We start from the raw sequence: 25,010 nt of genomic DNA, 5'->3' as shown, positions 1-25,010 counted from the left end.
TTCGATCAGGCGCTGATGGCCAGCTGGTACGCGGTGAACTTGCGTACGTTGATCACACCGGTATCGAAGATCAGGTACTGGCCCTTGATACCCTGCAGGGTACCCTCGACCACCGGCGTCTTGTCCAGATCGAAGCTGGTGATCTTGGCCAGGTAGGCCTCCACCGGGTACTTGATCTCGATGGGGTCCATGTCAATCACCGGCTGGATCGCCTGCAGGCCGAAGCGCTGCTGCAGGGCGACGAGGCCCTCGGCACAGGCGTCGAAGATCTGCTCGCGGATAGCTACCAGATCCAGTGGCTCGGCCTCGCCCTTGAGCAGCGCGCGCCAGTTGGTGCGGTCGGTGACCTGGCTACGCAGCAGGTCCTCGACGAAGCCCGACTGCTGGCGGGTCGCCACACGCATGATCGGCAGCGCCTGGCGCGCGCCCTGGTCGATCCAGCGGGTCGGCACCTGGGTGGCGCGGGTGATGCCCACCTTGGCCCCCGAGGAGTTGGCCAGGTAGACCACGTGGTCGGTCATGCAAAAGCGCTCGCCCCACTCAGGCTCGCGGCAGGAGCCGTCTTCGTAGTGGCACTTCTCCGGGCTCATGATGCAGCTGTCGCATTGCGCGAGCTTGGTGAAGCATGGGTAGCAGTAGCCCTGGGCGAAGCTCTTCTTGGTCTTGCGTCCGCAGTGGCAGCAGTTGATCTCGCCCAGGTACTCCAGGCGCACGGTCTTGCCGATCAGCGGGTTGACCGGCACCTGCGAATCGCCCAAGCGGAAGGCGTACTGCACGGGGCTTTCCAGGCGCGCCGACATCTTGTCCAGGGCGCCGCGTCCGATCTCTTGCATCAGTGCAGGGAGTTGGAGGAGAAGATCATGTTCGGGATCGGCTCGGCGTGGGAGGCGCATTCCTGCGGGCCCATGTAGCCGGTGCGCTGATCCTCGGGCAGGTTGTCCATCTCCCAGGCGATCATGGCCTGCAGCGACAGTTCCTTCTGTTCCTGGGACAGCTTGCGGCCGTCTGGCCACTTGCCGATTTCCACGGCCAGCTTGAGGCTCTCGTAGATTTCGGGGGTGATGTTCTCGATCATTTCGGCGAAGGACGACATGGGCCGGCTCCTGCAGGGGAAAAACGAAGCCGGCATTCTACCGGGCGAAAGCCTCGCGCGCACGAACGCCGGTCAATCGGTTGCGCAGCTTCCGCTCGGCGTAGAGGGTGCTTTCGCAGGATGGCGTGGAGCGAAGCGATACCCATCGATCCCTGCAGCGACAGCATGGGTATCGCCTAGGCTCCACCCATCCTACGGGGAGCCGTTTTTCCGCCGCGCCAGCAGCCCGCCGATCAGGCCACTCAGGCAACCCGCAACCAGTCCACCGACATGGGCGCCGTTGGCAATGGAGCCGAAGCCGAGCAGGTCGATTACCCCCGACAGGCAAACCAGCAACCAGATCAGCATCATCGCCACCACGCCCTTGGGCAGCTGATAGGCCGGCGTCGGCGCCATGCGCTGGAAGATCCAACAGTGGCCGAGCAGGCCATAGAGCACACCGGACAGACCACCGAACAGGCTCGGCCCACTGACGCCGTACTGCACGACGTTGGAGACCAGCCCGAAGCCCAGGCTCAGCCCCAGCAGCAGCCAGGGCCCCTGGCGGTATTCGATGCGCCGCCCCAGCTCCCAGTACCACATGGCGTTCATCGCCAGGTGCAGCCAGCCGAAGTGGATCAGCATGGGCGTGAACAGGCGCCACCACTGCCCCTGCGCCAGCGAGTCGGCCAGCGGATAGAACAGCGCACGGTCCTGGCCGACCATCTGGAAGTTCTGGAAGGTGAACCAGCGTAGCGTTTCCGGGGTAGTGCCCAGCGTGGTGATGGCCGCCACCACGAAGGTCACCAGCAGCACCGCGGCGGTCATCCGGCTCATCTTCAACTGCTGCACGAAGCCTGGCCCGCGGCGCTGCGGCTCGGCCTGCACGGTGAACTCCGGATCACCCTGCGGATAACGCTCATACAGGCTGCGAACCTGCTCGGCCAGCTGGGCATTGGGCACCCAGAGCACCTGCTCGCCGGATTCCTCGCTGACCCGGAACGGTACGTTCAACCGACGCAGCAGGCCGACAAACGCTCCCAGGTCGACTGCCGCCGGCAACCGCATCGCTTCAACTGCGCTCACTCATCGCCCTCCGGACGCTTCACATCCACCCAAACGAACTTATTGCGGTCCAGCCGCGTTTCCTCGTCCAACCGGTAGGCCGCGAGCTTGCCGTACATCACCGCGCTGTAGTCCAGGCAGGCGAGGTTCGGGCGGATCGGCGCCGGGGTGCCACGCCGCCAGTAGTGGCCGACGAACAGCAGCGGCTCGTCGGCGCCGTAGGTCAGCAGGCGTGACTTCTGCTCCTCGCTCAGGCGTTCGCTGGCCACTTCGTCGGGCAGCGCGTCGGGCTGGAACACGATATCGCCATAGGTTTCCGGCGCGCGGTCCTCTTCCCAGAACTTGGTGCGGAAGGCCGAACGGGTGAAGCCGTCACTACCGGTCAGGGTCATGCCGTTGGGCAGGCGCATGTCGGTGCCGCGCAGCAGGCGATCGCAGGCTTGCTGGGCAAAGCTGCCGGGTTCGGCGGTAGACATGACGAAGGCTTCGTCGATGCGCCCATCCGGGAACTGTCGGCGCAGCGTCTCGATCACGTCGTGGTCCCAGCAGGCATGGACCATGCGGAAGCGCCCCGAGTCGAGGAACAGCGGCATCTCCTGGAACCAGCCGAGAAAGTCGCGCCAGTCCGCCGGGTGGCCTTCGAACTGCTCCAGCGTCTCCTTGATCAGCCGGGCGTGGCGTGGCGTGTGCTCGCGCACGTACTGGCGACCGCTGCCGGGCGCGGCAGGCATCGACCAGCCCAGGGCGTTGAATTCGTGATTGCCCATGATGCACAGCGCCTCGCGGGCGGCGACCATGTCGTGCACCCGGTGCAGCGCTTCTCGGATTCGCGGGCCACGGTCGATGATATCGCCCAGGAACAGCGCCTGGCGCCGCGGGTGCCGCCATACACCGCCCTGAGAGCGATAACCCAGGCGCTCCAGCAGATGGTCGAGGGTGTGCGCGCAGCCGTGGATGTCGCCAATCAGGTCATAGCCACGTGCGGGGTCGAGTTCCATCACTCACTGCTCCCGAGGCGGCTGCCCCAGCCCAGCTTGGTCCGGCAGACCTCGTAGTAGTTGTGGTCGATGGGGTGGATCAGGCGCAGCTTCTGTGGCTTCTTGCTCACCGTGACGGTGTCGCCCGGCGCGCAGGTGAAGTGGTTCTGGCCGTCACAGGACACCTGCGGGTAGATCTGCATGTTCGGCGAGACGACGATCTTCAGCTCGCTGTTGCCGTCCACCACGATGGGCCGGCTGGACAGCATGTGCGGGTACATCGGCACCACCACGATGGCATCCAGCTTGGGATGCATGATCGGCCCGCCGGCGGACAGCGCGTAGGCGGTGGAGCCGGTCGGCGTGGCGACGATCAGGCCGTCGGCCTTCTGGCTGCAGACGAACTGGCCGTCGATATACAGCTCGAACTCGATCATCCGCGTGGACTTGCCGGGGTGCAGCACCACGTCGTTCAGCGCGTCGCCCTGGCCAATGGATTCACCGTGGCGGCGCACCAGGGCGTCGAGCAGGAAACGACTCTCGACGATGTACTGGCCGCCGAGCACTTCGGCGACCTTGGTTTCCAGCTCGTCGGGGCGGATATCGGTGAGGAAGCCCAGGCTGCCACGGTTGATCCCCAGCACCGGCACCTTGTGCCGCGCCAGAGCGCGCGCCGCGCCGAGCATGCTGCCGTCGCCGCCGACCACGATCACCAGGTCGCAGATCTCGCCCATGATCTTCCGTGAGCAGGTCTGTAGACCGTGCCCCGGCAGGACCTCGGCGATGGTGTCCTCGAGGATCACGTGCAGGTGGCGCTCAGTGAGGAATTTCTTCAGCCGACGGATGGTTTCCAGCACCTGGGTGCTGCCCAGGCGGCCGATGATGCCGATATTGCGAAAGGGTTCCATGGGACTCCGGACGGCGTTGCGCTACTCGAATGGCGGAATTATGGGCGAAAGGCCCAAGCAGCGGCAAACCGCAGCGTGGCCGGAGCAAGGGTGTAGCAGCTAGGCTTGGGGCATGACCGACTTCACCGCCCTGCTCGACGAGCTGCTGATCGACCTGCGCCAGCCGCAGGTCCGCGACCTCGCCTGGACATTGCTCTCCCCACCCCTGCTGCAACCCGACAGCCCGGCGCTACGCCATCCACTGACTGCCAGTCGTTGGTACTTGCAACCGGCCTTGCTGGCCGACTGGCTGCGCGCCCAGGAACAGTCACCGGGCGAACTGCTGGCGCAGCTCGAGTCCGCACCGCACCAGCGCCTGGGCCGCTACTACGAACGGCTCTGGCAATACGCCCTGGAGCGCGCCCCGGACCTGCGCCTGCTGGCCGCCAACCTGCCGGTGCGCGACAACGGCCAGACCCTCGGCGAACTGGACCTGCTGCTGGAGGACGACGACGGCCTGCATCACCTGGAGCTGGCCATCAAGCTCTACCTCGGCCCCAGCGACGACGGCCCCGACTCCTGGCTCGGGCCGGGCGCCGAAGACCATCTGCTGCGCAAGATCGAGCACTTCTACCAGCATCAGTTACCCCTCTCATCCACCGTCGAGGGGCTTGCCGTGGTGCGCGAGCACAGTGACGCCGATCCGGCCCCCGGCCTCTGGCTCGGCGGCTACCTGTTCTATTCCTGGCCTACGCCCTGCCCGCCACCCGCGGGGGCCAGCGACAACCATCAGCGCGGCCGCTGGCTGCACCGGCATGCCTGGCCTGCCTACCAGGCAGAACACCCGCACGGCTGGCAGGCTCTGTCCCGCAAGGGCTGGCTATCCCCGGCCGCCGAAGATGAAAGCTGGGGCACGGAGCGCTTCGCCACCTGGCTGGCAGAACTGCCGGAAGACGGCTTCCCGCAGATGCTGGTGCGAATGGCGTTCCACGAAGGACGCTGGCGGGAGCAGGAGCGCCTGTTCCTGGTGGGTGACCGCTGGCCAAGGGTGCATAGCGGCTATTCGCGCTGAGCGGCCAGGGTCTTCAACTTCTCTTCCAGCGCTCGCCGTCCCTGCAGGCCACCACTGTGGACCGCGACGATGCGAGTACCGCGCGCGACGCGCCCCGCCGCGACCTCATCGTGCAGCGCCAGCAGCAATTTCCCGGTGTATAGCGGCTCCAGCGGCACGCCACACTCGGCTTCAGTCGCGAGGATGAAGCGCGCCAGCGTCACGTCGATCCGCGCGAAGCCGCCACGGCTGGCATCCAGCAGGCGGTATCCGTTATCGCCCGTGCCACTCTCCCTCAGCAGTTCCGGCACCTGCGCTTCGACGCCATGCCCCTGCGGCACCGCCAGGGCACCGACCACCGGATGCGCACCGCCCTCGCCGAGCACCAGGCCGGCCAGGGTCGTGCCGGTGCCGCAAGCCACCCAGAGCTGCTGGTAGTCCTCCCAACCAAGGGCGCCGAGCTGTTGGCGAATTTGCTCGATCAGTGGCGAGCAACCTTGTGCGCCAGGGAGTCCGCCGCCGCCCTCGCCGACCGCCAGCAACTGGGGATAGCACCGACGCCAGGGCTCCCAGAATTCGGCTTCGTGACGCCGACGATAGCCACCGTAGCCAAGCCAGTGCAGCCGCATGCCGAGCTGGCGCAGGTCGGTAACCGTGGGATTGTCCTGCTCTTCTCCGCGCAGCAGTCCGACGGTCTCGAAACCGAACCGCGCGCCGGCCGCCGCTACCGCGTGCAGGTGATTGGAATGGGCGCCGCCCAAGGTCATCACGCCGGCTAGGCCGAGGTCGGCAGCCTGCTGCAGATAGGGTGCGAGTTTGAACCACTTGTTGCCTGAGACCAGCGAATCCACCCGATCCAGGCGCAACAACGCCAGCTCGACGCCGGCGCGATCGAGCCAATCCAGGTGGATGCGTTGCAGGGGAGCTTCAGGGCGCCAGTCGGGAAACGGCACGGCACCCCGGTCAGCCGGTGGTGACACTACGCAGTCGGCCGGCGGTCTTGTGTCGGGAGCAGCAGTTGCTGTCGCCTTCGACAAAGCGGCCGGGAGTTTCCACGCGGTCGATGGGCATGGCGCAACGCTCGCCGTTGGACAGTCGTCCTTCGCAGGCGGGTTGCTGATAATGGGCCAGCCAGCTGCGGTACTGGTCTTCGGCGACGAAGCACTTGGCCGCGGCGTAAGCCATGGGGTTTTCCTGGTAACGGGCGACATCCTGCAGCGACAGGGTCAGATGACCGGCGCCGGGATGGTACACCACGAAGATCACGCCCATGCCCGCCAGGCGCTCCAGTACCGAGCCATCGGCCGCCTTGGCCGACAGGGTATCGAGTTCCAGGCGCAGGCCTTCCGCACCCTGCTGCAGTTGTGTGGCGAGCTGGCGTAGCTGTGCGGTTTCCTCGCGCAGTTGCTCGGCCTCCTTGCGCAGCTGCTGGTTCTCCTGCTGCAGCTGCTGGTCGAGCTCGTTGCGGTAGCCCAGTTCGACGTCACGGACGGAAATCTGCTCCTTGTAGCGAGCTTCCAGGCTGGCCAGGCGTGTGCGGGATTCGTCCTCGATCTGCTGGCGCAGCTGCTCCAGTTCATCGCGACCACTCTGTTCGATGTGGCGCAACTGTGCGGTCAGCTCCTCGCGTCCGCGCTGGAAGCCATTGGCCTGGCCGTCCAGTTCACGGCGAAGGCCGGCATTGATCTCTTCCTCGCGCTTGAGGCCTTCGCGCAGCGCGGCCAGTTCGGCCTGCAGCACCTTGACCTGCTCCTGCGCGCCGAGCTTCAGGCGGCCGAGCTCCTGCTCATGCTGCTGGCTGATCTGCGACAGGCGGGTTTCATGCTGGCCGAGCAACTCGGCGGTCTTCTGTTGGTGCTCCTCGAGCATCGCGCGGGCCAGCTTTTCGGCCTCCTCGCGGGACTCCTCGGCGGGCGCGTACCACTGGTGTTCGTCTGCCATCTGCAGGCGCGCGAGCTCCACGGCGGCCGGTTCTTCTTCCACCAGCACCCCGAGGTTGTTGCGCTTGATGGACTCGCGCAGTTGCACCAGATGGTTCTGGCTCGCCTCCAGGGTCGGGTCCCAGAGGTGCATCTGGTGCCAGGACACCGGGCACTGGCTGCGGCAGGCCAGGCGGATAGGCCCGGCGCCCATGTCGGGACCACGGCCAGCGCGGTCGGCCAGGTTGCGCAGTGGCAGGTTCCAGCCTCTGTCGGCTTCGCCCTTCTCGTCGAAGTCCAGATAGAAGAACACCACCGCCTTGACCAGCAGGCGTGGGTTGATCAGCACATAGGCGAGCTGCATCTGCTGATCGGCGTATTCCGGCATCTGCACGACGTTGTCGAGCAGCGCCTCGAATTCGGGGTAGAGCATTTCCCTGCAGACGCCACGGTCGTTGAAGAAGACCACGGCTTCCACCATTTGAGGCTTCTTCTGCATGCTCATCGATTGACCTCTGGGCTGGTGCGGGAGGAAGTCTGGAGAAAAGGGTCTGTCAGAAAAGCAGCACCCAGACAGCGGGAAAATCCCGACATCCGAGCAAGTCTAGGGGAATTAATGTCGCAGGCAATGTGACTCGGTTGGCACCCGTCCCGGCGGTCAGGCCAAGCGGTTAACCGGCTGGATAATTCTGTGACGCGGTTGGATTTTCGAAAGGGTTTCCGGGCCCGGAAGGGAACTTTTCCGGGCCCGGCTTTGTGACCTGAATCTCAATCGACCCAGGTTACCGCCAACTCAGAGCTCAGCAGCGAGGCGCGAGCCCTGGTTGATGGCGCGCTTGGCGTCGAGCTCGGCAGCCACGTCGGCGCCACCGATCAGGTGCACGCTCTGGCCGGCGGCAACCAAGCCATCGTGCAGCTCACGCAGCGGGTCCTGGCCGGCGCAGACGACCACCGTGTCCACTGGCAGTACCTGCGGCTCGCCGCCGGCGATGCTGATGTGCAGGCCGTCGTTGTCGACCTTGAGGTATTCGACGCTGTTGAGCATCTGTACCTGCTTGTTCTTCAGGCCGGTGCGGTGGATCCAGCCGGTGGTCTTGCCCAGGCCGTCGCCGACCTTGGACTTCTTGCGCTGCAGCAGGAACACCTGGCGCGCCGCGGCATGCGGATGCGCCTGGATACCAGCGATGCCGCCCCGGGCTTCCAGGTTCTCGTCGATACCCCACTCCTGCCAGAAGGCATGGCGATCCAGGCTGGTGGATTCGCCGGCATGGGTGATGTATTCGGAGACGTCGAAGCCGATGCCGCCAGCCCCGATCACTGCGGCAGTCTTGCCGACCGGCTTGCGCTCGAGGATGGCGTCCAGGTAGCTGATCACCTTGGCATTCTCGATGCCCGGAATAGCCGGGGTGCGCGGCACGATACCGGTGGCCAGGATGACTTCGTCGAAGCCGCCCTTGACCAGGTCATCGACGCTGACGCGGGTATTCAGGCGCAGGTCGACGCCGGTGGTTTCCACCTTGCGCTTGAAGTAGCGCAGGGTCTCGTAGAACTCTTCCTTGCCCGGCACGCGCTTGGCGACGTTGAACTGCCCGCCGATCTCGCCGGCAGCGTCGTACAGGGTCACCTCGTGGCCACGCTCGGCCGCCACGGTGGCAGCGGACAGGCCCGCAGGGCCGGCGCCAACCACAGCGATCTTCTTCACGTGGCTGGTCGGGATGTAGTTCAGCTCGGTCTCGTGGCAGGCACGCGGATTCACCAGGCAACTGGTCAGCTTGCCGCCGAAGGTGTGGTCCAGGCAAGCCTGGTTGCAGCCGATGCAGGTGTTGATCTCGTCGGCGCGGCCTTCGGCAGCCTTGTTGACGAAGTCCGGGTCGGCGAGGAACGGACGGGCCATGGAGACCATGTCGGCATCGCCTTCAGCCAGCACCTGCTCGGCGATTTCCGGGGTGTTGATGCGGTTGGTGGTGACCAGCGGGATGCCGATCTCGCCGCGCAGCTTGGCGGTGACCTTGGTGAAAGCCGCGCGCGGCACCTTGGTGGCAATGGTCGGGATACGCGCTTCATGCCAGCCAATGCCGGTGTTGATGATGGTGGCGCCGGCCTGCTCGATGGCCTTCGCCAGCAGGACGATCTCGTCCCAGGTGCTGCCGCCTTCGACCAGGTCGAGCATCGACAGGCGATAGATGATGATGAAGTTCGGGCCTACGGCCTCACGCACGCGGCGGACGATTTCCACCGGCAGGCGCATGCGGTTCTCGTAGCTGCCGCCCCAGCGGTCGGTGCGGTGGTTGGTGTGGGCGGCGAGGAACTGGTTGATGAAGTAGCCTTCCGAACCCATGATCTCGACGCCGTCGTAGCCGGCCACCCGGGCCAGGCTGGAACAGTTGACGAAGTCGGCGATCTGCTTCTCGATGCCCTCTTCATCCAGCTCGCGCGGCTTGAACGGGTTGATCGGCGCCTGGATGGCGCTGGGCGCTACGGACTTGGGGCTGTAGGCGTAACGGCCGGCGTGGAGGATCTGCATGCAGATCTTGCCGCCCGCCTCGTGCACCGCCTGGGTGACGATCTTGTGCTTCTCGGCTTCTTCGGCGGTGCTCAGCTTGGCTGCGCCGGAATACACGCCGCCCTCCTCGTTCGGGCCGATGCCACCGGTGACCATCAGGCCGACGCCGCCACGGGCACGCTCGGCGAAATAGGCCGCCATGCGTTCGAAGCCCTGGGGTTTCTCTTCCAGGCCGGTGTGCATGGAGCCCATCAGGGTACGGTTGCGCAGGGTGGTGAAACCCAGGTCCAGCGGCGCGAGCAGGTGCGGATAAGTGGCGGTCATGATTCCTCCGGCATTCACGATGATGCCGCGCCCTCAGCCTGCGGAACGGCTCGGCATGGGGCGCGGTCGGTATGGGGCTGACTCTAAGGAGCGCACCTCCACCGCTCAATGATCGAAAATGACAAGTTACTGACCAAAGATGACACCCCGCCTTGGCAACGCCCGGCCCAAGCCCTACCCTGTGAGGCATCCCATGAGTACCCGTCGTTTATGCGCAAGCTGATCTTCCTCGTCCTGGTGATCCTCTTCGCCGGCTATGCCGGCTGGGCGGAGCGTCGCCCGGTAGGCCACTACCTGTCCGACCTGCGCAGTGAGGTCTCGCTCAACCAGGGCCAGCCGTCCGAGCGCGGCAACCTGCTGGGCGTGCAGCCGGAGCTGTTCACCCAGGACTACCAGAGCGTCGAGCGCCTGCACCTGAAGTTCCGCGCCTACCTGGCCAAGGCCCGAGACGAAGGGCTGATCAACCCTCGCACCGTGGTGGTCTTCCCCGAGCACATCGGCACCTGGCTGGTGGCCGCCGGTGAGAAGCCCGAGGTCTACCAGACCGAGCACATCGCCGAGGCCATGGAATGGATGGCCGCCAGCAACCCGCTGAAACTGGCGCGCGGCTGGCTCGGTGCCAAGGGCGAGGACCGCATGGCCGACGCCCTGTTCCGCATGAAGGCCGTGGACATGGCCCACGACTACCAGACGCTGTTCGGCTCGCTGGCAAAGGAATTCGGCGTGACCATAGTCGCCGGCTCCATTGTGCTGCCCAACCCGCGCATCGTCGAAGGACAGATTCGCACCGGCAACGGTCGCCTCTACAACGTCAGCCAGGTCTTCGGCAGCGACGGCCTGCCCCTGGGCAAACCGCAGCGCAAGCTGTTCCCCATCGACGACGAGAAAGGCTTCACCGGCAGCGGCGATGCGGACGACCTGCAGGTCCTGCAGACCCCAGCCGGGCGCCTGGGCGTACTGGCCTGCGCCGACAGCTGGTATCCGACGAGCTACGCCGCGCTGGCGGCGAACAAACCCGACATCATCGCGGTGCCCGCCTTTCTTACTGGCAACGGCAGCTGGAGCAAGCCGTGGAAGGGGTACAACGGCGGTGCGACACCGAGCGACGTGACCCTCAAGCCCGGTGCGCTTTCCGAAGGTGAAGCCTGGGAACGCCTGGCCCTGGCCGGCCGTCTCGGCGAAAGCGGCGCTCACGCCGGGATCACTGTGTTCTTCCGCGGCCATCTCTGGGACCTGGGCAGCGACGGTCGCAGCCTGGTGATCAATGGCAACGGCCATACCCTGGCGCCCGACGGCCCCGGCGCACGCCTGATCAACCTCTGGCTATGAACCGCCCGACCATGCGGCTCGGCGACCTTTCGGTGGGTTTTGTCCACAGCCTCGCCGATGCGCTGGCGGAGAGCGGCGTCGCTCCACAAGCCCTGCTTCAACAATACGGACTGGACGCGGCACGCCTGGGCGAGCCCGGCGCACGCCTGTCGATCCCCCGCTACATGCGTCTGGGCCACGCGGCCATCCAGCAGAGCGGCGACCCGGCCCTTGGCCTGCGCATGGGCCAGTTGAGCCGACCGGGCCAGAGCGGTCTGGCGGGTGTCACCGCCGCCCAGGCACCGAACCTGCGCGCCGCCGCCCGCGCGCTGATCCGTTTCGAGCCGCTCTACGCGCAGAACTACCGCGGCCAGAGCAGCTTCATCGAGGACGCCAGCGGCGCCTGGCTGCGTTTCTACTCCATCAGCCCGTACAACGCCTACAACCGTTTCGTGGTGGATTCGGTGCTGGCCGGCTGGGTGAGCATGCTCGGCAGCATCGGCGCGCAGCCGCTGCGCCCGGAGAAGGTCGAGATCGAGTATCCGGCGCCTGCCTGGGCGTCGCGCTTCGAAGAGATGCTTGGCTGCGCGGTGGAGTTCGGCGCCGAGCACAACCAGCTGCGTCTGGACCAGGCAGCGCTGGCGCGCGCCAACCCGGACCACTGCCCGAGCACCTGGCGGCAATTGCTGGATATCTGCGAAAAGGAACTTGAACAACAGACTCGAACACGCAGCCTGCGCGAGCGCGTTGCCCAGCTGCTGGGCCCGATGCTCAATGGTCGCGAGCCGGACCTGGAGGAAGTGGCCGCGCGGCTCAAGCTGCCGACCTGGACGCTACGCCGCAAGCTGGCGGAAGAAGGCACACAGTTCCGCAGCATCCTCAACGACACCCGCCGCGACCTGGCGATGATCTACATCCGCGACACCGACCTGGCGTTCGGCGAGATTGCCTACCTGCTCGGCTTCGCCTCCGCCGAGGCCTTCCAGCGCGCCTTCAAGCGCTGGAGCGGGCAGACGCCCGGGGAGTTCCGCCGCGCCCAGCGCCACAGCGCCTGATCACATCTCCGTGGCGTCGTCGGCCGGTTCCGGCAGATCCTGTTCCACGGCGTGCAGTTCGAGCAGTTCTTCCTGATAGTCGTCCATTGGCTTTTCTCCTGACCGTTCGATCCGGTTTTAGCAAAGACCATGGGGAAAAAGCTAGACGCCAAAGGTGAACGACCTGTGACAGCGTCTTACAGTGCGACGGTAGAGCTTTCGGACGGAAACGAAAAAACCCTCAGGTATTGCTACCTGAGGGCTTTCGAATATGGCGCAGCGGACGGGACTCGAACCCGCGACCCCCGGCGTGACAGGCCGGTATTCTAACCGACTGAACTACCGCTGCGTGTCGGTTGGACTTTCGTCCGGTACAGCAACCTCCTTGCGCCTGGAGTGAATCACTCGACAAGCCGGTTCGGGGTAGGAACCAAGGAGGGGAAAATGGCGCAGCGGACGGGACTCGAACCCGCGACCCCCGGCGTGACAGGCCGGTATTCTAACCGACTGAACTACCGCTGCGCGTAACTTGCGAGAGTGGTGGGTGATGACGGGATCGAACCGCCGACCCTCTGCTTGTAAGGCAGATGCTCTCCCAGCTGAGCTAATCACCCTTCGTCTCGAAGTGGGGCGCATTCTACAGCCGGCAGAACCTAAGTCAATGCCCTGATTGAACTTTTTTTCATTTTCCGCGAAAAAAGTTCGGCGTGCGGTTAATGACCTCGGTGCGGCTCCAGATTCGCGAGCAAGCTCGCTCCTACAGAGTCAACCTAGCGAGCGCTCTTGTAGGAGCGAGCTTGCTCGCGAACAGCCCACGCCCGGAGTCGGAGAGGCACAAAAGAAAAAGGGCGACCCTCCGGCCGCCCTCCTCATCCACGTTCGACGATCAGTCGAGGTAGATCATCTTGCGCGTCATGCCGCCATCGATCACCAGCTCCTGGCCGGTGACGAAGCCGGCACTGTCGCCGATCAGCCAGGCCACCGCCGAGGCAATGTCCTCGACCGTACCGACACGGCCGACCAGGTGCTGGTCATGGTCCAACTCGGTCAGCGGCTCGGCTTCGCGCTCGCGCAGGTCGCGGGCGTCGATCCAGCCGGGGGAAATCGCGTTGACACGGATTTCCGGCCCCAGACTGCTGGCCAGGGCATGGGTCAGCGACAGCAGCCCACCCTTGCTCGCCGCGTAGGCTTCGGAATTCGGCTCGGACTGGTGCGCGCGAGTGGAGGCGATGTTGACGATGGCACCGCTGTGAGCGCGCAGGTACGGCGCGCAGTGCTTGGCCAGCAGCATCGGGCCGGTGAGGTTCACCGCCAGGGTACGGTTCCACTCGTTCAGGCCGAGGCTTTCCAGCGCCGTATTGTGCGGCCGGGCGATGGCGGCATTGCTCACCAGCGCATCCAGGCGGCCGAACTGGCCGATCAGCTCGGCCACAGCCGCAGCGACCTGCCCTTCGCTGGCCACGTCCAGCGCGATGAAGCTGGCGCGCTCGCCCAGCGCCGCCGCCACCTTCGGACCGCGCTCACGATCGATATCCGCCAGCACCACCTGCCAGCCCTCGGCGACCAGCCAGGCAGCGACGCCCAGGCCGATGCCGTGTGCCGCACCGGTGACCAGCACCACCTGGCCGTTACCCAGGGCGTCCATCACGCTCACAGTGCCGCCAGGCCTCGCGCCAGGTCGGCCTTGATGTCGTCGACATCTTCCAGGCCCACGGCGACGCGGATCAGGTTGTCACGGATGCCGGCGTTCTCGCGCTCGGCCGGCGACAGGCGACCGTGGGAGGTGGTGGCCGGATGGGCGATGGTGGTCTTGGTGTCACCCAGGTTGGTGGTGATGGAGATCATCCGGGTGGCATCGATGCAGCGCCAGGCCGCCTCCTTGCCGCCCTTCACCTCGAAGCTCACCACCGCGCCGAAGCCCTTCTGCTGACGCTTGGCCAGTTCGTGCTGCGGATGACTGGTGAGACCTGCGTAGTACACACGCTCTACCCCCGGCTGCTGCTCCAGCCACTGCGCGACCAACTGGGCCGAGGCGCTGTGGGCCTGCATGCGCACGCGCAAGGTTTCCAGCCCCTTGATGAAGATCCAGGCGTTGAACGGGCTGAGGGTCGGGCCAGCGGTACGCAGGAAGCCGACAACTGGCTCCATCTGCGCACGGCGACCGGCGACTACACCACCCATGGTGCGGCCTTGGCCGTCGATGTACTTGGTCGCGGAGTGGATCACCACATCCGCGCCCAGCTTCAGCGGCTGCTGCAGCGCCGGGGTGCAGAAGCAGTTATCCACCGCCAGCAACGCGCCCTTGGCGTGAGCGATTTCAGCCAGTGCGGCAATGTCGACCAGCTCGGCCAGCGGATTGGACGGCGACTCGACGAAGAACAGCTTAGTGTTCGGCTTGCAGGCTGCTTCCCAGGCTTTCAGGTCGCTCAGTGGCGGGTAGTCCACCTCGATGCCGAAGCGTTTGAAGTACTTCTCGAACAGGCTGATGGTCGAGCCGAACACACTGCGCGAGACCAGCACGTGGTCACCAGCGCTACACAGGCTCATCACCAGGGAAAGGATGGCCGACATGCCGGTGGACGTGGCCACCGCCTGCTCGGCGCCTTCCAGCGCAGCGATGCGCTCCTCGAAGGTGCGCACCGTAGGGTTGGTGTAGCGCGAGTAGACATTGCCCGGCACTTCACCGGCGAAGCGCGCGGCAGCATCGGCGGCGCTGCGGAACACATAACTGGAAGTGGTGAACAGGCCTTCGCCATGTTCGCCTTCCGGGGTGCGGCGTTGCCCGGCGCGCACTGCGAGGGTGTCGAAACCGACGCCCTCCAGGTCGCTGTCCAGCCGGCCGGCTTCCCAATCCTGAGCCATGCCCTGCTCTCCCTATTCGTTTCTAAGTCAGTCGTTATACAGATCGATGATGGCGCTGACCGCGGCACCCTTGGTCTTGGTCGCGTCGTTGCGCGCCTGCTCGATCTTGTTCAGATAGGCTTCGTCGACGTCGCCGGTGACGTATTCACCGTTGAACACGGCGCAGTCGAAGTGTTCGATCTTGATCTTGCCGCCCTCGGTGGATTCGATCAGGTCCTGCAGGTCCTGATACACCAGCCAGTCGGCTCCGATCAGCTCGCCGACTTCCTCGGTGCTGCGGTTGTGTGCGATCAGCTCGTGGGCGCTCGGCATGTCGATGCCGTAGACGTTGGGGTAGCGCACCGCCGGGGCGGCGGAGCAGAAGTAGACGTTCTTCGCGCCAGCCTCGCGGGCCATCTGGATAATCTGCTTGCAGGTGGTGCCGCGAACGATGGAGTCGTCCACCAGCATCACGTTTTTGCCGCGGAATTCCAGCTCGATGGCGTTGAGCTTCTGGCGAACCGACTTCTTGCGCGCGGCCTGGCCGGGCATGATGAAGGTACGGCCGATGTAGCGGTTCTTCACGAAGCCTTCGCGGAACTTCACGCCCAGGCGGTTGGCCAGTTCCAGCGCAGCGGTGCGGCTGGTGTCCGGGATCGGGATGACCACGTCGATGTCGTGGTCCGGACGCTCGCGGAGGATCTTGTCGGCCAGCTTCTCGCCCATGCGCAAGCGCGCCTTGTAGACCGAGATGCCATCGATGATGGAGTCCGGACGAGCCAGGTAGACGTGCTCGAAGATGCACGGCGCGTACTGCGGGTTGGCCGCGCACTGACGGGTGTAGAGCTTGCCGTCTTCGGTGATGTACACCGCTTCGCCCGGGGCCAGGTCACGGATCAGGGTGAAGCCGAGGACGTCCAGGGCAACGCTTTCCGAAGCGATCATGTACTCCACGCCGTTCTCGGTGTGACGCTGACCGAAGACGATCGGGCGGATCGCATGGGGGTCGCGGAAGCCGACGATACCGTAGCCGGTGATCATCGCCACCACAGCGTAGCCACCCACGCAGCGAGCGTGCACGCCGGCAACGGCGGCGAACACGTCTTCCTCGGTGGGCTGCAGCTTGTTGCGCACCGCCAGTTCATGGGCGAACACGTTGAGCAGCACTTCCGAGTCGGAGTTGGTGTTCACGTGACGCAGGTCGGATTCGTAGATTTCCTTGGCCAACTGCTCGACGTTGGTCAGGTTGCCGTTGTGCGCCAGGGTGATGCCGTACGGCGAGTTGACGTAGAACGGCTGCGCCTCGGCGGAGCTGGAGCTGCCCGCAGTCGGGTAGCGCACATGACCGATGCCGATCTTGCCGACCAGGCGCTGCATGTGACGCTGCTGGAAGACGTCACGGACCAGGCCGTTGTCCTTGCGCAGGTACAGACGGTCGTCCTGACAGGTGACGATCCCCGCAGCGTCCTGGCCACGATGCTGGAGAACGGTGAGGGCGTCATACAGCGCCTGATTGACGTTCGACTTGCCCACGATACCGACGATGCCACACATGCGACGCAACCCCTAGTTGGTGTTCAGGCTAAAACAATTCCGTATTCGGCAGTATCCACCGGACCTGCCATAGCGGCGACGGCTACCCGTCGCCTCCGCCCGCCCGTCACTGGGCCGGCAGCAAAGACCCCACTCCGGATGGCGGAGTGATGGTAACGCCGGACATCCACTGCCCGGCAAAAGTCAGGATGAAGTTCTTCGACCAGTCGGCGACCATCAGGAAATGCGGCATCAGCACCGACTGCTGCCACCACGGATCCTGCTGCACCGGCGCAAGGCTCAGCAGACCGACCAGCAGAACCACCAGCAGCACACCACGGGCGCCGCCGAATACCATGCCGAGCACACGGTCGGTGCCGGACATTCCGGTCACCCGCACCAGCTCGCTGATGAGGAAGTTGACCAGTGCGCCCAGCAGCAGCGTGACGACGAAAAGAAGAGCGCAAGCGGCGATGACACGCCCCGAGGGCAGCTGAATGTAGGGTGCGAGATGCTCGGCCAGGGCGCCGCCGAACATCCAGGCGACCGCACCGGCTACGATCCAGGTGACCAGCGACAGGGCTTCCTTGACGAAACCACGGCTCAAGCTGATCAGGCTGGAAATGACGATGATGCCGATCATCGTCCAATCGACCCAGGTAAATGCCACGTTGCGGCCCAGAAACGGAAAGGCCCCGCATTTTAGCAGAGGCCTTCGATTTAGAAGAGCCCCAGTTTGACATGGGGCTGATTGAGAGAAGCTAACGAACGGGCTCAGCCACGCTCAGGCTGGAAACGCACCACGAAGCCATTGAGCTTCTGCTGCTTGCCCAGTTGGTCGCGCAGGCGATCTGCCTCGGCGCGCTCGACCACCGGACCGACGAATACCCGGTTCATGCCGTCGAAGCTGCGCACATAGGCGTTGTAGCCCTGACTGCGCAGGGACTTCTGCAATTCGTCGGCGCGTGCACGGTTGGACAGGCTGGCCAACTGCACCGACCAGCTCACCGGCAGGTTGTTGCTGTCCAGGCGCTGGGCCGGCTGTTGCGCCGGAGCGACAGGAGCGGCGCTAGCCTGAACCTGGGCAGGCGCAGCCGACTTGGGAGCGACCGGTTGCGGGGCCGCAGCCTTGGGCTGTGCCGGCTGGGCCTGCTGGGTCGGCAGGCTGGCGATGGGGGCGGAAGGCGTCTGCGCCGGGGCCGCTTCGGCCGGCGGCACGGCGTTGTCCGCATCCTCGGCCTGGGGCTCGGGAACCTCGGTAGGCTGTACTTCGACGGTGGGCATGGCCGGTGGCTTGGGCATCACCGGCGCTTCGACCACCACCTGGCGTACATCATCCTCGCGGGAGAACAGCATCGGCAGGAAGATCACGGCCAGTGCCAACAGCACCAGCGCTCCGACTACCCGCTGCTTGAGCCCCTTATCGAGCAACGCCATGCACAACTCCCCTTAGGTGTACTTCATTGAGCAGCTTATTGAGCAGCCTTGGCGAGCCACTCCAGGGCATCCGCCACGCTGTAGAACGAACCAAACACCAGAATCTCGTCATCGGTGCCCGCTGCATCGCACTGTGCCACCAGCGCCGCAGCGATATCGCCATGGCAACTGACCTGCGCCCCGCGAGCCTGCAGCGCAGCCTCCAGCTCTGCGGCCGGACGACTGCGACCGGTGGGCAGCGGCGCGACGGCCCAATCCTGCACCAAGCCGAGCACGGGTTCCAGTACGCCGTCGAGGTCCTTGTCCGCCAGCAGACCGAACACTGCGTGGCGCACACCCTTGGGCGGCGCTGCGCGCAGGCGGCTGGCGAGGTATTGCGCTGCGTGCGGATTATGCCCGACGTCGAGCAGCAAGTGGCGCTCTTCGCCATGCCATTGCACAGTGCGACGATCCAGGCGCCCGGTCACACGGGTGCGCTGAAGTGCGGCGACCAGCTGCTCGCGCTGCCATGGCAGGCCCAGCAAGGCATAGACCTGCAAGGCCAGTGCGGCATTCTCCATTGGCAGGTCGAGCAACGGCAGGTTGTGCAGGCTCAGCGCCTCGCCAGTGGAGGAGCGACCACGCCAGTGCCAGTCGCCCTCGCCCAACGCCAGGTCGAAATCCCGGCCGCGCAGGACCAGTGGTGACCCGAGCTTGCGCGCCTGTTCCAGAATCGGCGTCGGCGGTTCCAGGTCACCACAGACGGCAGGCTTGCCGGCGCGGAAGATACCGGCCTTCTCGAAAGCCACGCTTTCGCGCGTGTCACCCAGCCAGTCGGCGTGGTCGATGCCGATACTGGTGACCACGGCAACGTCGGAGTCGATCAGGTTGACCGCATCCAGACGACCGCCCAGGCCGACTTCCAGTACCACGGCATCGAGGTTGGCTCGCTCGAACAGCCAGAAGGCCGCGAGGGTGCCCATTTCGAAGTAGGTCAGGGAAATTTCGCCACGAGCCGCCTCAACAGCGGCGAAGGCTTCGCAGAGCGCCTCATCGCTGGCTTCGACGCCATCGATGAGCACGCGCTCGTTGTAGCGCAGCAGGTGCGGCGAGCTGTAGACGCCGACACGCTGTTCCTGCTCACCCAGCAGGGCGGCGAGGAAGGCACAGGTGGAACCCTTGCCGTTGGTGCCCGTGACGGTCACCACGCGGGAGGCGGGGCGCCCCAGGCCAAGCCGGCCAGCTACTTCACGGGAGCGATCCAGCCCCATGTCGATTGCCGTGGGGTGGAGTTGTTCGAGATAGCTGAGCCAGTCGGCAAGGGTACGTTGGGTCATCCTGCGAGTGCGGCGCTGGGAGTGTGGGTGAACTTGGCCAGAACCTTCGCCAGACGCGGGCGCAGCTCGGCACGGTGGACGATCATGTCGATGGCGCCGTGCTCCAGCAGGAACTCGCTGCGCTGGAAGCCTTCCGGCAGCTTCTCGCGCACGGTCTGCTCGATCACGCGCGGCCCGGCGAAGCCGATCAGGGCGCGTGGCTCGCCGACGATCACATCGCCGAGCATCGCCAGGCTCGCGGATACGCCGCCATAGACCGGATCGGTCAGCACGGAGATGAACGGGATGCCTTCTTCGCGCAGACGGGCCAGCGCGGCGGAGGTCTTGGCCATCTGCATCAGGGAAATCAGCGCTTCCTGCATGCGCGCGCCACCCGAGGCGGAGAAGCAGATCATCGGGCAACGGTTTTCCAGGGCGTAGTTGGCGGCGCGCACGAAGCGCTCACCAACGATGGAACCCATGGAGCCGCCCATGAAGGAGAACTCGAAGGCACTGACCACGACCGGCATGCCCATCAGCTTGCCGCTCATGGAGATCAGCGCGTCCTTCTCGCCGGTGTCTTTCTGCGCAGCAGTCAGGCGGTCCTTGTACTTCTTGCTGTCGCGGAACTTCAGGCGATCCACCGGCTCCAGCTCGGCACCCAGCTCCTCGCGGCCTTCCTCATCGAGGAAGATATCGATGCGCGCACGGGCGCCGATACGCATGTGGTGATCGCACTTGGGGCAGACGTCGAGGGTCTTTTCCAGCTCCGGACGGTACAGCACCGCCTCGCAGGACGGGCACTTGTGCCACAGGCCTTCCGGTACCGAGCTCTTCTTCGCCTCGGAACGCATGATGGAAGGGATCAGCTTGTCTACCAGCCAGTTGCTCATGCTCTCGTCTCCAGTGCAGTGACACGGCGCGATGGGTTGCGCGTGCCGCTGAGCAAATTCATCGTCGCGGTTCCAACCTCAAGGCCGGAACCCCTCGCAAACAAAGGCGCCGCCAGGGGCGTCGCCACGGATACAGCATTCGATACGGACCGTCGGCAGGCAGCTGTTCCTGCTGCGACGACTCCCAGCGCTCCCCAAGGGCAGCGATTGGGTAGTGGACGGCGGCAGGCCGCTCGTCGTCACATGAAGATTCCGCGTCAAGCCGCCGAACGACATTGCGCAATGAAATCGCGGATCTTCTGCGCATCCTTGATGCCCTTGCTCGCCTCCACCCCGCCGCTCACATCCACGGCATAAGGGCGCACCTGGGCAATGGCATCGGCCACGTTTGCGACCGTCAGCCCCCCTGCCAGGATCAGCGGACGCTGCACATCCTTCGGCACCAGGGTCCAGTCGAAAGCCAGCCCGGTTCCGCCAGGAACACCCTCCACATAGGTATCGAGGAGGAATCCGCTGGCCTGTGGATATTTCGCAATCTGCGCTGCCACGTCGTCACCCGGCTTCACCCGCAGGGCCTTGAGGTAGCGCTTGTGCCAGCCGGAGCAGGCCTCGGGCGTCTCGTCGCCATGGAACTGCAGGACATCCAGCGGCACCGCATCGAGAATCTCCCCCAACTCGCAGCGGCTGGCGTCCACGAACAGGCCGACGGTACTGACGAAGGGCGGTAGCGCAGCGACTATCGCCCGCGCTTGCTGGATGCTCACCGCGCGCGGACTCTTGGCGTAGAACACCAGGCCGATGGCGTCGGCGCCCGCCTCGGCGGCGGCCAGGGCATCCTCGACTCGGGTAATACCGCAGATTTTGATGCGAACGGCGGACAAGATGCAGCAACCTTCAGGCAAGTGATCGATCGATGGTAGCAAATGCCCCTGGCATCGTCAGCCGACGATATCCGGCAAACTTGAAAGGAAATGTGGCCCCAGGTAGCGCTGGGGCAAGACGAATTCCTCCGGGTATTCCACGCTCACCAGGTACAGCCCATAAGGATGCGCAGTAATACCGCTGGCACGCCGATCGCGCGCGGCCAGCGCTTCGGCCGCCCATTCCACCGGGCGCTCACCGGCACCGATGGTCATCAACATCCCGGCAAAGTTGCGCACCATGTGATGCAGGAAGGCGTTGGCGCGGACGTCCAGCACGATGAAACGCCCGTGCTCGATCACCTCCAGGTGATGCACTGTCTTCACTGCCGACTTGGCCTGGCACTGCACCGCACGGAACGAGGTGAAGTCGTGGGTGCCGACCAGCGCGCGAGCCGCCTCGCGCATGCGCGAGACATCCAGCGGACGGTGGTTCCAGGTGACCTCCTCGGCCATGTGCGCCGGGCGGATCTGGTCGTTGTAGATCACATAGCGATAGCGCCGCGCCATGGCGGTGAAGCGCGCATGGAAATGCGCGGGCATCACCTTGGCCCAGGTCACGCTGATGTCGTTGGGCAGGTTGGCATTGGTGCCCATGACCCAGGCGATGAGCGAGCGCTCGGCGGTGGTATCGAAATGCACCACCTGGCCGCTCGCGTGCACCAGCGCATCGGTACGGCCTGCGCACATCAGCGAGACCGGGTGATCAGCCACTCGGGACAGGGCTTTTTCCAGCGCGCCCTGCACGGTCGGCACGCCATTTTCCTGGCGCTGCCAACCGCGATATCGCGAGCCTTTGAATTCGACGCCCAGGGCAATCCTGGAAACGCCAACGGCGGCCGATTCGGCCGCCGCTGAGGGTACTGCTTCAATCATCTATCTGGAGCCTTCCGGCTCAGGCGATACGCCCGAGCAGTTCGCGAGCTTCCTGCTGCTGGTTGTCGTTACCCTCGGTGATGACTTCATCGAGGATGTCGCGGGCGCCTTCAGTGTCGCCCATGTCGATGTAGGCACGCGCCAGGTCGAGCTTGGTGGCCGCTTCGTCGGCACCGGAGAGGAAGTCGAAATCGTCTTCGTCGTCGGCACCCTCGCCCGGCAGATCCAGTTCACTGGCGGAGAAGCTCTCCTCTGCCAGCGACTCGACGGGAGCCTGCGGCTCGTCGTTGTGTGCGGAAATACGGTCGAGCTCGGCACTGACTTCGTCCAGTTGGGCGGCGAAGCTGTCATCGGCCTTGGCCGGTGCCGGCTCGTCATCCGCGAGGGACAGATCGAAGTCATCCGGCAGGTCGTCGGCTTGCGGCGCCTTGCTCTCGATATCCAGGCTGAACTCCTCGGGGCTCACACCGGACAGCGAAGCGGTGTCATCGTCCAGACCCAGCAGGAAGTCGTCTTCTACCGAAGTCAGGGCGGAGTGGGAGTCTTTCTCCAGGTCCTTGTCCAGGTCCAGGGAGAAGTCACCCAGATCGCCGGCCAGCGACGGAGCCTCGACCTTGGCAGCCGGCTCTTCCGGCAGGTCCAGATCGAAGGCGAAGTCGTCCTCGGCCTTGGCGCTCGGCGCCTCGGCCGGCGAGCCGCCCAGGCTCAGATCGTCGTCCAGGTCGAAGCTGCCGAAGGACAGTTCGTCATCCTGCTGCGAGGCCGGAGCGGCGGGTTTGTCGTCACCCAGCTCCAGATCGTCCAGCGCCAGATCGAAGGCGTCGTCAAGGTCGCCGTGGGGCTGAGCTGCGGATTCCACAGTGGCGGCCGGACTATCAGTAGACGGGCTGTCGATAGTGAAGTCGTCCAGGCTGAACCCATCGAGATCATCGTCGGAAGCCGCCGCGGCAGCGGCCAGTCCACCACCCACGGCAGCCAGGGTAACCATGCCCGGGTAACGGGACTTCAGCTGCTCGACCTGGGGTTCGGCGCCGCCGATCTCACGCAGTTCGTTTTCCTGACGGGCGAAACCTTCGCGATCACCAATCTCGGCATAGACCTCCATCAGCTTCAGACGCAGGTCGGTGCGCTGCGGTTCGTCGTAGATGGCGCCCTGCAGCAGTTCGGCAGCCTGGTTGAAGCGGCCGTAGGCGATGTAGATATCCGCCTCGCCCAGCGCATCGCTGGTCTGCGCGGCAACACGCTCGGGCGCCGCTTGCGCCGGAGCGGCAACCTCGGCGGCCTGCGGCACGTCCAGGGTGTCCAGCTCGCTGCCGGCGAGGGTCAGGTCGTCGTCGAGGTGCGGCTCGTCATCACCGGCATAGGCAGCGAGGCTTTCCTGCTCCTTGGCGGCGCGACGGCGGGAAATGATCATCAGCAGCACCAGCAGGGCCAGCAAGGCGCTGCCGGCGATGGCGCCCAGCCAGATCGGATTGGCGAGAATCTCGTCGACGATGCTGGTCTCGGCCTGCTCGACCGGTGCAACAACGGGAGCCGGAGCCGGTTGCGGCTTCTGCGCCTCGGGCGCGGGGACCGCTGCGGCAGGAGCCGGAGCGGGTGCCGGAGCGGGTGCCGGAGCCGGCTGCGCCTCGGCAGCAGGAGCCGGCGGGGTGCCTGCATCGCCACTCGGAGCCGCTGCGGCCGGTTGATCTGCTACCGCCGGAGCCGCCGGCTGGGCAGCCGACTCGGCGCCCGGCACGGGAGCCAGAACGGCGGCGGCGCCATTGGTGGCGACAGTCTTGTCGTTGCCCAGCTCGCTCTGCAGCTTGGCCAGCTGTGCATCCTTCAGCGCGATGAGCTTCTGCAGCTTGTCCATCTGGCTCTGCAGATCGGTCATGCGGCTGCTCAGCTCGTCGTTCTCGCGACGGGTGCTGTCGAGGCTTTCCTTGGTGACGGCCAGCTTGTCAGCGACGGCCTGGCCGTCTTTGCTGCCCTTGTCCCCCCCCTTGGCCTTGCCGTTCTCGCCGGAAAGCAGACGCAGGCTGTCCTTGGTCTCGGCCTGGGCCGGAGCGTTACCGGCGTTGGCGCGCTGGGTGGCATCCAGCTGACGGGCGCCGCCGGTGGGCAGGCTGCGACCTTCACGCCAGGCGGTGTACTGCTGGTTGACTTCGGCCACGGCAGCCGGCTGGGTACGCGCCTTGATCTGCTCGGCATCGGGCAGGCGCAGCACCTGGCCGCTCTTCAGGCGGTTGATGTTGCCGCCGAGGAAGGCATCGGGGTTGAGGTCCTGGATCGCCAGCATGGTCTGCTGGACGGAAACGCTGCCATCCGGGCGCGCACGGGCGGCGATTTCCCAGAGGGTGTCGTTCTTGCCGGTGCGGTACTCATTGCCTTCCAGGCGGCGAGACGGGGCAGCCGGAGCGGAGCTCGGAGCGGGAGTCGCACGCGGCGCGGCAGTGGCGGACGGGCGCACCACCGGAGCGGGAACGGCCATCGGCGCACGCGGCACGGCAGCAGCGGTCTGCGGCGAATACAGTGGCGGGTCCAGCAGCACGGTGTACTCGCGCAGCAGACGGCCATTGGGCCAGAGCACTTCCACGAGGAAGTTCAGGTAGGGTTCCTGTACCGGCCGGTCGGAGGTCACGCGGATGACGCTCTTGCCGTTCGGCTTGACGATGGGAGTGAACTTCAGCCCGGTCAGGAAGTACTGACGGTCGACGCCGGCCTTGTTGAAGTCTTCCGGCGAAGCCAGCTTCGGGATGACCTCGGCCGCGGACAGGTCACGAACTTCGACCAGCTCGATTTCGGCATCCAGCGGCTGGTTCAGCGCCGAACGCAGGTGGATATCCCCCAACCCCAGCGCATGCGCCATGCCGGAGGTCAGTGCCGAAGCAGCTGCGATTGCCTGCACCAGTTTGCGAAGCCGGACCATATATTAATCCCTTGTTTTAATAGCTTTTTTCTGGATTAGAACAACGTCTAACGGGCGCCGCTGCCCACTACACCTTCCGTTTTCAGGATGGTGCTTTCCCCTGTCAGCGACGTTCCCGGCCAGTATTGCCAAGCTAGAATACTTCTTCAAATATTCGGTAAGTA

The 25,010-nt window shown here is 65.3% G+C and carries 21 protein-coding genes and 3 tRNA genes; 3 read left to right on the top strand and 21 right to left on the bottom strand.

What is annotated here, in order from left to right:
• Positions 1-5 precede the first annotated feature (5 nt).
• The 5 genes from FAS41_RS23960 to FAS41_RS23940 form a co-directional block, all read right to left on the bottom strand.
• Positions 6-833, bottom strand: a complete 828-nt coding sequence (locus FAS41_RS23960) for a DUF2797 domain-containing protein (protein ID WP_177421678.1) — start codon at positions 831-833, stop codon at positions 6-8.
• Positions 833-1,093, bottom strand: a complete 261-nt coding sequence (locus FAS41_RS23955; RefSeq protein ID WP_138525879.1) for a YeaC family protein — start codon at positions 1,091-1,093, stop codon at positions 833-835. The genes FAS41_RS23960 and FAS41_RS23955 overlap by 1 nt, the downstream gene beginning before the upstream one ends.
• Positions 1,094-1,285: 192 nt before the next feature.
• A complete protein-coding gene (locus FAS41_RS23950; protein WP_138525878.1) occupies positions 1,286-2,158 on the bottom strand; it encodes a rhomboid family intramembrane serine protease in 873 nt (290 codons plus the stop codon).
• Entirely contained in the window at positions 2,155-3,135 is a 981-nt protein-coding gene (locus tag FAS41_RS23945) for a metallophosphoesterase (protein WP_138525877.1), read from the bottom strand. The genes FAS41_RS23950 and FAS41_RS23945 overlap by 4 nt, the downstream gene beginning before the upstream one ends.
• Entirely contained in the window at positions 3,135-4,022 is an 888-nt protein-coding gene (locus FAS41_RS23940; RefSeq protein ID WP_017519352.1) for an NAD(+) kinase, read from the bottom strand. The genes FAS41_RS23945 and FAS41_RS23940 overlap by 1 nt, the downstream gene beginning before the upstream one ends.
• Positions 4,023-4,134: 112 nt before the next feature.
• Here FAS41_RS23940 and FAS41_RS23935 point away from each other — a divergent pair, with 112 nt between their 5' ends.
• On the top strand, positions 4,135-5,073 hold the full coding sequence (locus tag FAS41_RS23935; RefSeq protein ID WP_138525876.1) for a DUF1853 family protein: 939 nt from the start codon (positions 4,135-4,137) through the stop codon (positions 5,071-5,073).
• Here the strand turns inward: FAS41_RS23935 and FAS41_RS23930 are convergent.
• The 3 genes from FAS41_RS23930 to FAS41_RS23920 form a co-directional block, all read right to left on the bottom strand.
• A complete protein-coding gene (locus FAS41_RS23930) occupies positions 5,061-5,972 on the bottom strand; it encodes a 1-aminocyclopropane-1-carboxylate deaminase/D-cysteine desulfhydrase (protein WP_246084931.1) in 912 nt (303 codons plus the stop codon). The genes FAS41_RS23935 and FAS41_RS23930 overlap by 13 nt on opposite strands.
• Positions 5,973-6,015: 43 nt before the next feature.
• Positions 6,016-7,476 (bottom strand): coiled-coil domain-containing protein, encoded by a 1,461-nt coding sequence (locus FAS41_RS23925; protein ID WP_138525875.1) that lies wholly within the window; start codon positions 7,474-7,476, stop codon positions 6,016-6,018.
• A gap of 288 nt (positions 7,477-7,764) precedes the next feature.
• Complete coding sequence (locus tag FAS41_RS23920) at positions 7,765-9,798, bottom strand: NADPH-dependent 2,4-dienoyl-CoA reductase (RefSeq protein ID WP_138525874.1); 2,034 nt, start codon at positions 9,796-9,798, stop codon at positions 7,765-7,767.
• Positions 9,799-10,008: 210 nt separating this feature from the next.
• Between FAS41_RS23920 and FAS41_RS23915 the strand changes: the two genes are divergently transcribed.
• Complete coding sequence (locus FAS41_RS23915; RefSeq protein ID WP_138525873.1) at positions 10,009-11,127, top strand: carbon-nitrogen hydrolase family protein; 1,119 nt, start codon at positions 10,009-10,011, stop codon at positions 11,125-11,127.
• Positions 11,124-12,161, top strand: a complete 1,038-nt coding sequence (locus FAS41_RS23910) for an AraC family transcriptional regulator (RefSeq protein ID WP_138525872.1) — start codon at positions 11,124-11,126, stop codon at positions 12,159-12,161. The genes FAS41_RS23915 and FAS41_RS23910 overlap by 4 nt, the downstream gene beginning before the upstream one ends.
• A gap of 251 nt (positions 12,162-12,412) precedes the next feature.
• Here FAS41_RS23910 and FAS41_RS23905 read toward each other — a convergent pair.
• The 13 genes from FAS41_RS23905 to FAS41_RS23845 form a co-directional block, all read right to left on the bottom strand.
• Positions 12,413-12,489 (bottom strand) — tRNA-Asp (locus FAS41_RS23905).
• A gap of 96 nt (positions 12,490-12,585) precedes the next feature.
• Positions 12,586-12,662: transfer RNA gene (locus FAS41_RS23900), tRNA-Asp, on the bottom strand.
• Positions 12,663-12,678: 16 nt separating this feature from the next.
• Positions 12,679-12,754: transfer RNA gene (locus FAS41_RS23895), tRNA-Val, on the bottom strand.
• Between the two features lie 272 nt (positions 12,755-13,026).
• A complete protein-coding gene (locus tag FAS41_RS23890; protein WP_045211857.1) occupies positions 13,027-13,785 on the bottom strand; it encodes an SDR family oxidoreductase in 759 nt (252 codons plus the stop codon).
• 5 nt (positions 13,786-13,790) lie between these two features.
• Positions 13,791-15,002, bottom strand: coding sequence for an O-succinylhomoserine sulfhydrylase (locus tag FAS41_RS23885; protein ID WP_138525871.1), 1,212 nt, complete (start codon positions 15,000-15,002; stop codon positions 13,791-13,793).
• A 27-nt stretch (positions 15,003-15,029) separates the two neighbouring features.
• Positions 15,030-16,535 carry an amidophosphoribosyltransferase gene (gene purF / locus FAS41_RS23880; protein WP_138525870.1) on the bottom strand — a complete coding sequence of 502 codons (1,506 nt, stop codon included), beginning with the start codon at positions 16,533-16,535 and terminating at the stop codon, positions 15,030-15,032.
• Between the two features lie 106 nt (positions 16,536-16,641).
• A complete protein-coding gene (locus FAS41_RS23875; protein WP_138525869.1) occupies positions 16,642-17,184 on the bottom strand; it encodes a CvpA family protein in 543 nt (180 codons plus the stop codon).
• Between the two features lie 104 nt (positions 17,185-17,288).
• A complete protein-coding gene (locus FAS41_RS23870; RefSeq protein ID WP_138525868.1) occupies positions 17,289-17,951 on the bottom strand; it encodes an SPOR domain-containing protein in 663 nt (220 codons plus the stop codon).
• Between the two features lie 35 nt (positions 17,952-17,986).
• Positions 17,987-19,267 (bottom strand): bifunctional tetrahydrofolate synthase/dihydrofolate synthase, encoded by a 1,281-nt coding sequence (gene folC, locus FAS41_RS23865; protein ID WP_138525867.1) that lies wholly within the window; start codon positions 19,265-19,267, stop codon positions 17,987-17,989.
• On the bottom strand, positions 19,264-20,139 hold the full coding sequence (gene accD / locus FAS41_RS23860) for an acetyl-CoA carboxylase, carboxyltransferase subunit beta (RefSeq protein WP_138525866.1): 876 nt from the start codon (positions 20,137-20,139) through the stop codon (positions 19,264-19,266). Before accD ends, folC begins: the two co-directional genes overlap by 4 nt.
• Positions 20,140-20,396: 257 nt before the next feature.
• The gene (locus FAS41_RS23855) at positions 20,397-21,020 is read right to left on the bottom strand and encodes a phosphoribosylanthranilate isomerase (protein ID WP_138525865.1); all 624 of its coding nucleotides are present in this window, start codon (positions 21,018-21,020) and stop codon (positions 20,397-20,399) included.
• Positions 21,021-21,077: 57 nt separating this feature from the next.
• Complete coding sequence (gene truA / locus FAS41_RS23850; protein ID WP_138525864.1) at positions 21,078-21,935, bottom strand: tRNA pseudouridine(38-40) synthase TruA; 858 nt, start codon at positions 21,933-21,935, stop codon at positions 21,078-21,080.
• A gap of 19 nt (positions 21,936-21,954) precedes the next feature.
• Complete coding sequence (locus tag FAS41_RS23845; protein WP_138525863.1) at positions 21,955-24,846, bottom strand: motility hub landmark protein FimV; 2,892 nt, start codon at positions 24,844-24,846, stop codon at positions 21,955-21,957.
• Positions 24,847-25,010: the final 164 nt, after the last annotated feature.

Origin of the sequence: Pseudomonas nicosulfuronedens (assembly GCF_005877905.1) — a bacterium.
GTDB lineage: Bacteria > Pseudomonadota > Gammaproteobacteria > Pseudomonadales > Pseudomonadaceae > Pseudomonas > Pseudomonas nicosulfuronedens.
The sequence above is the reverse complement of the archived record's forward strand: the minus strand, read 5'-3'. Positions and strand labels throughout refer to the sequence as shown.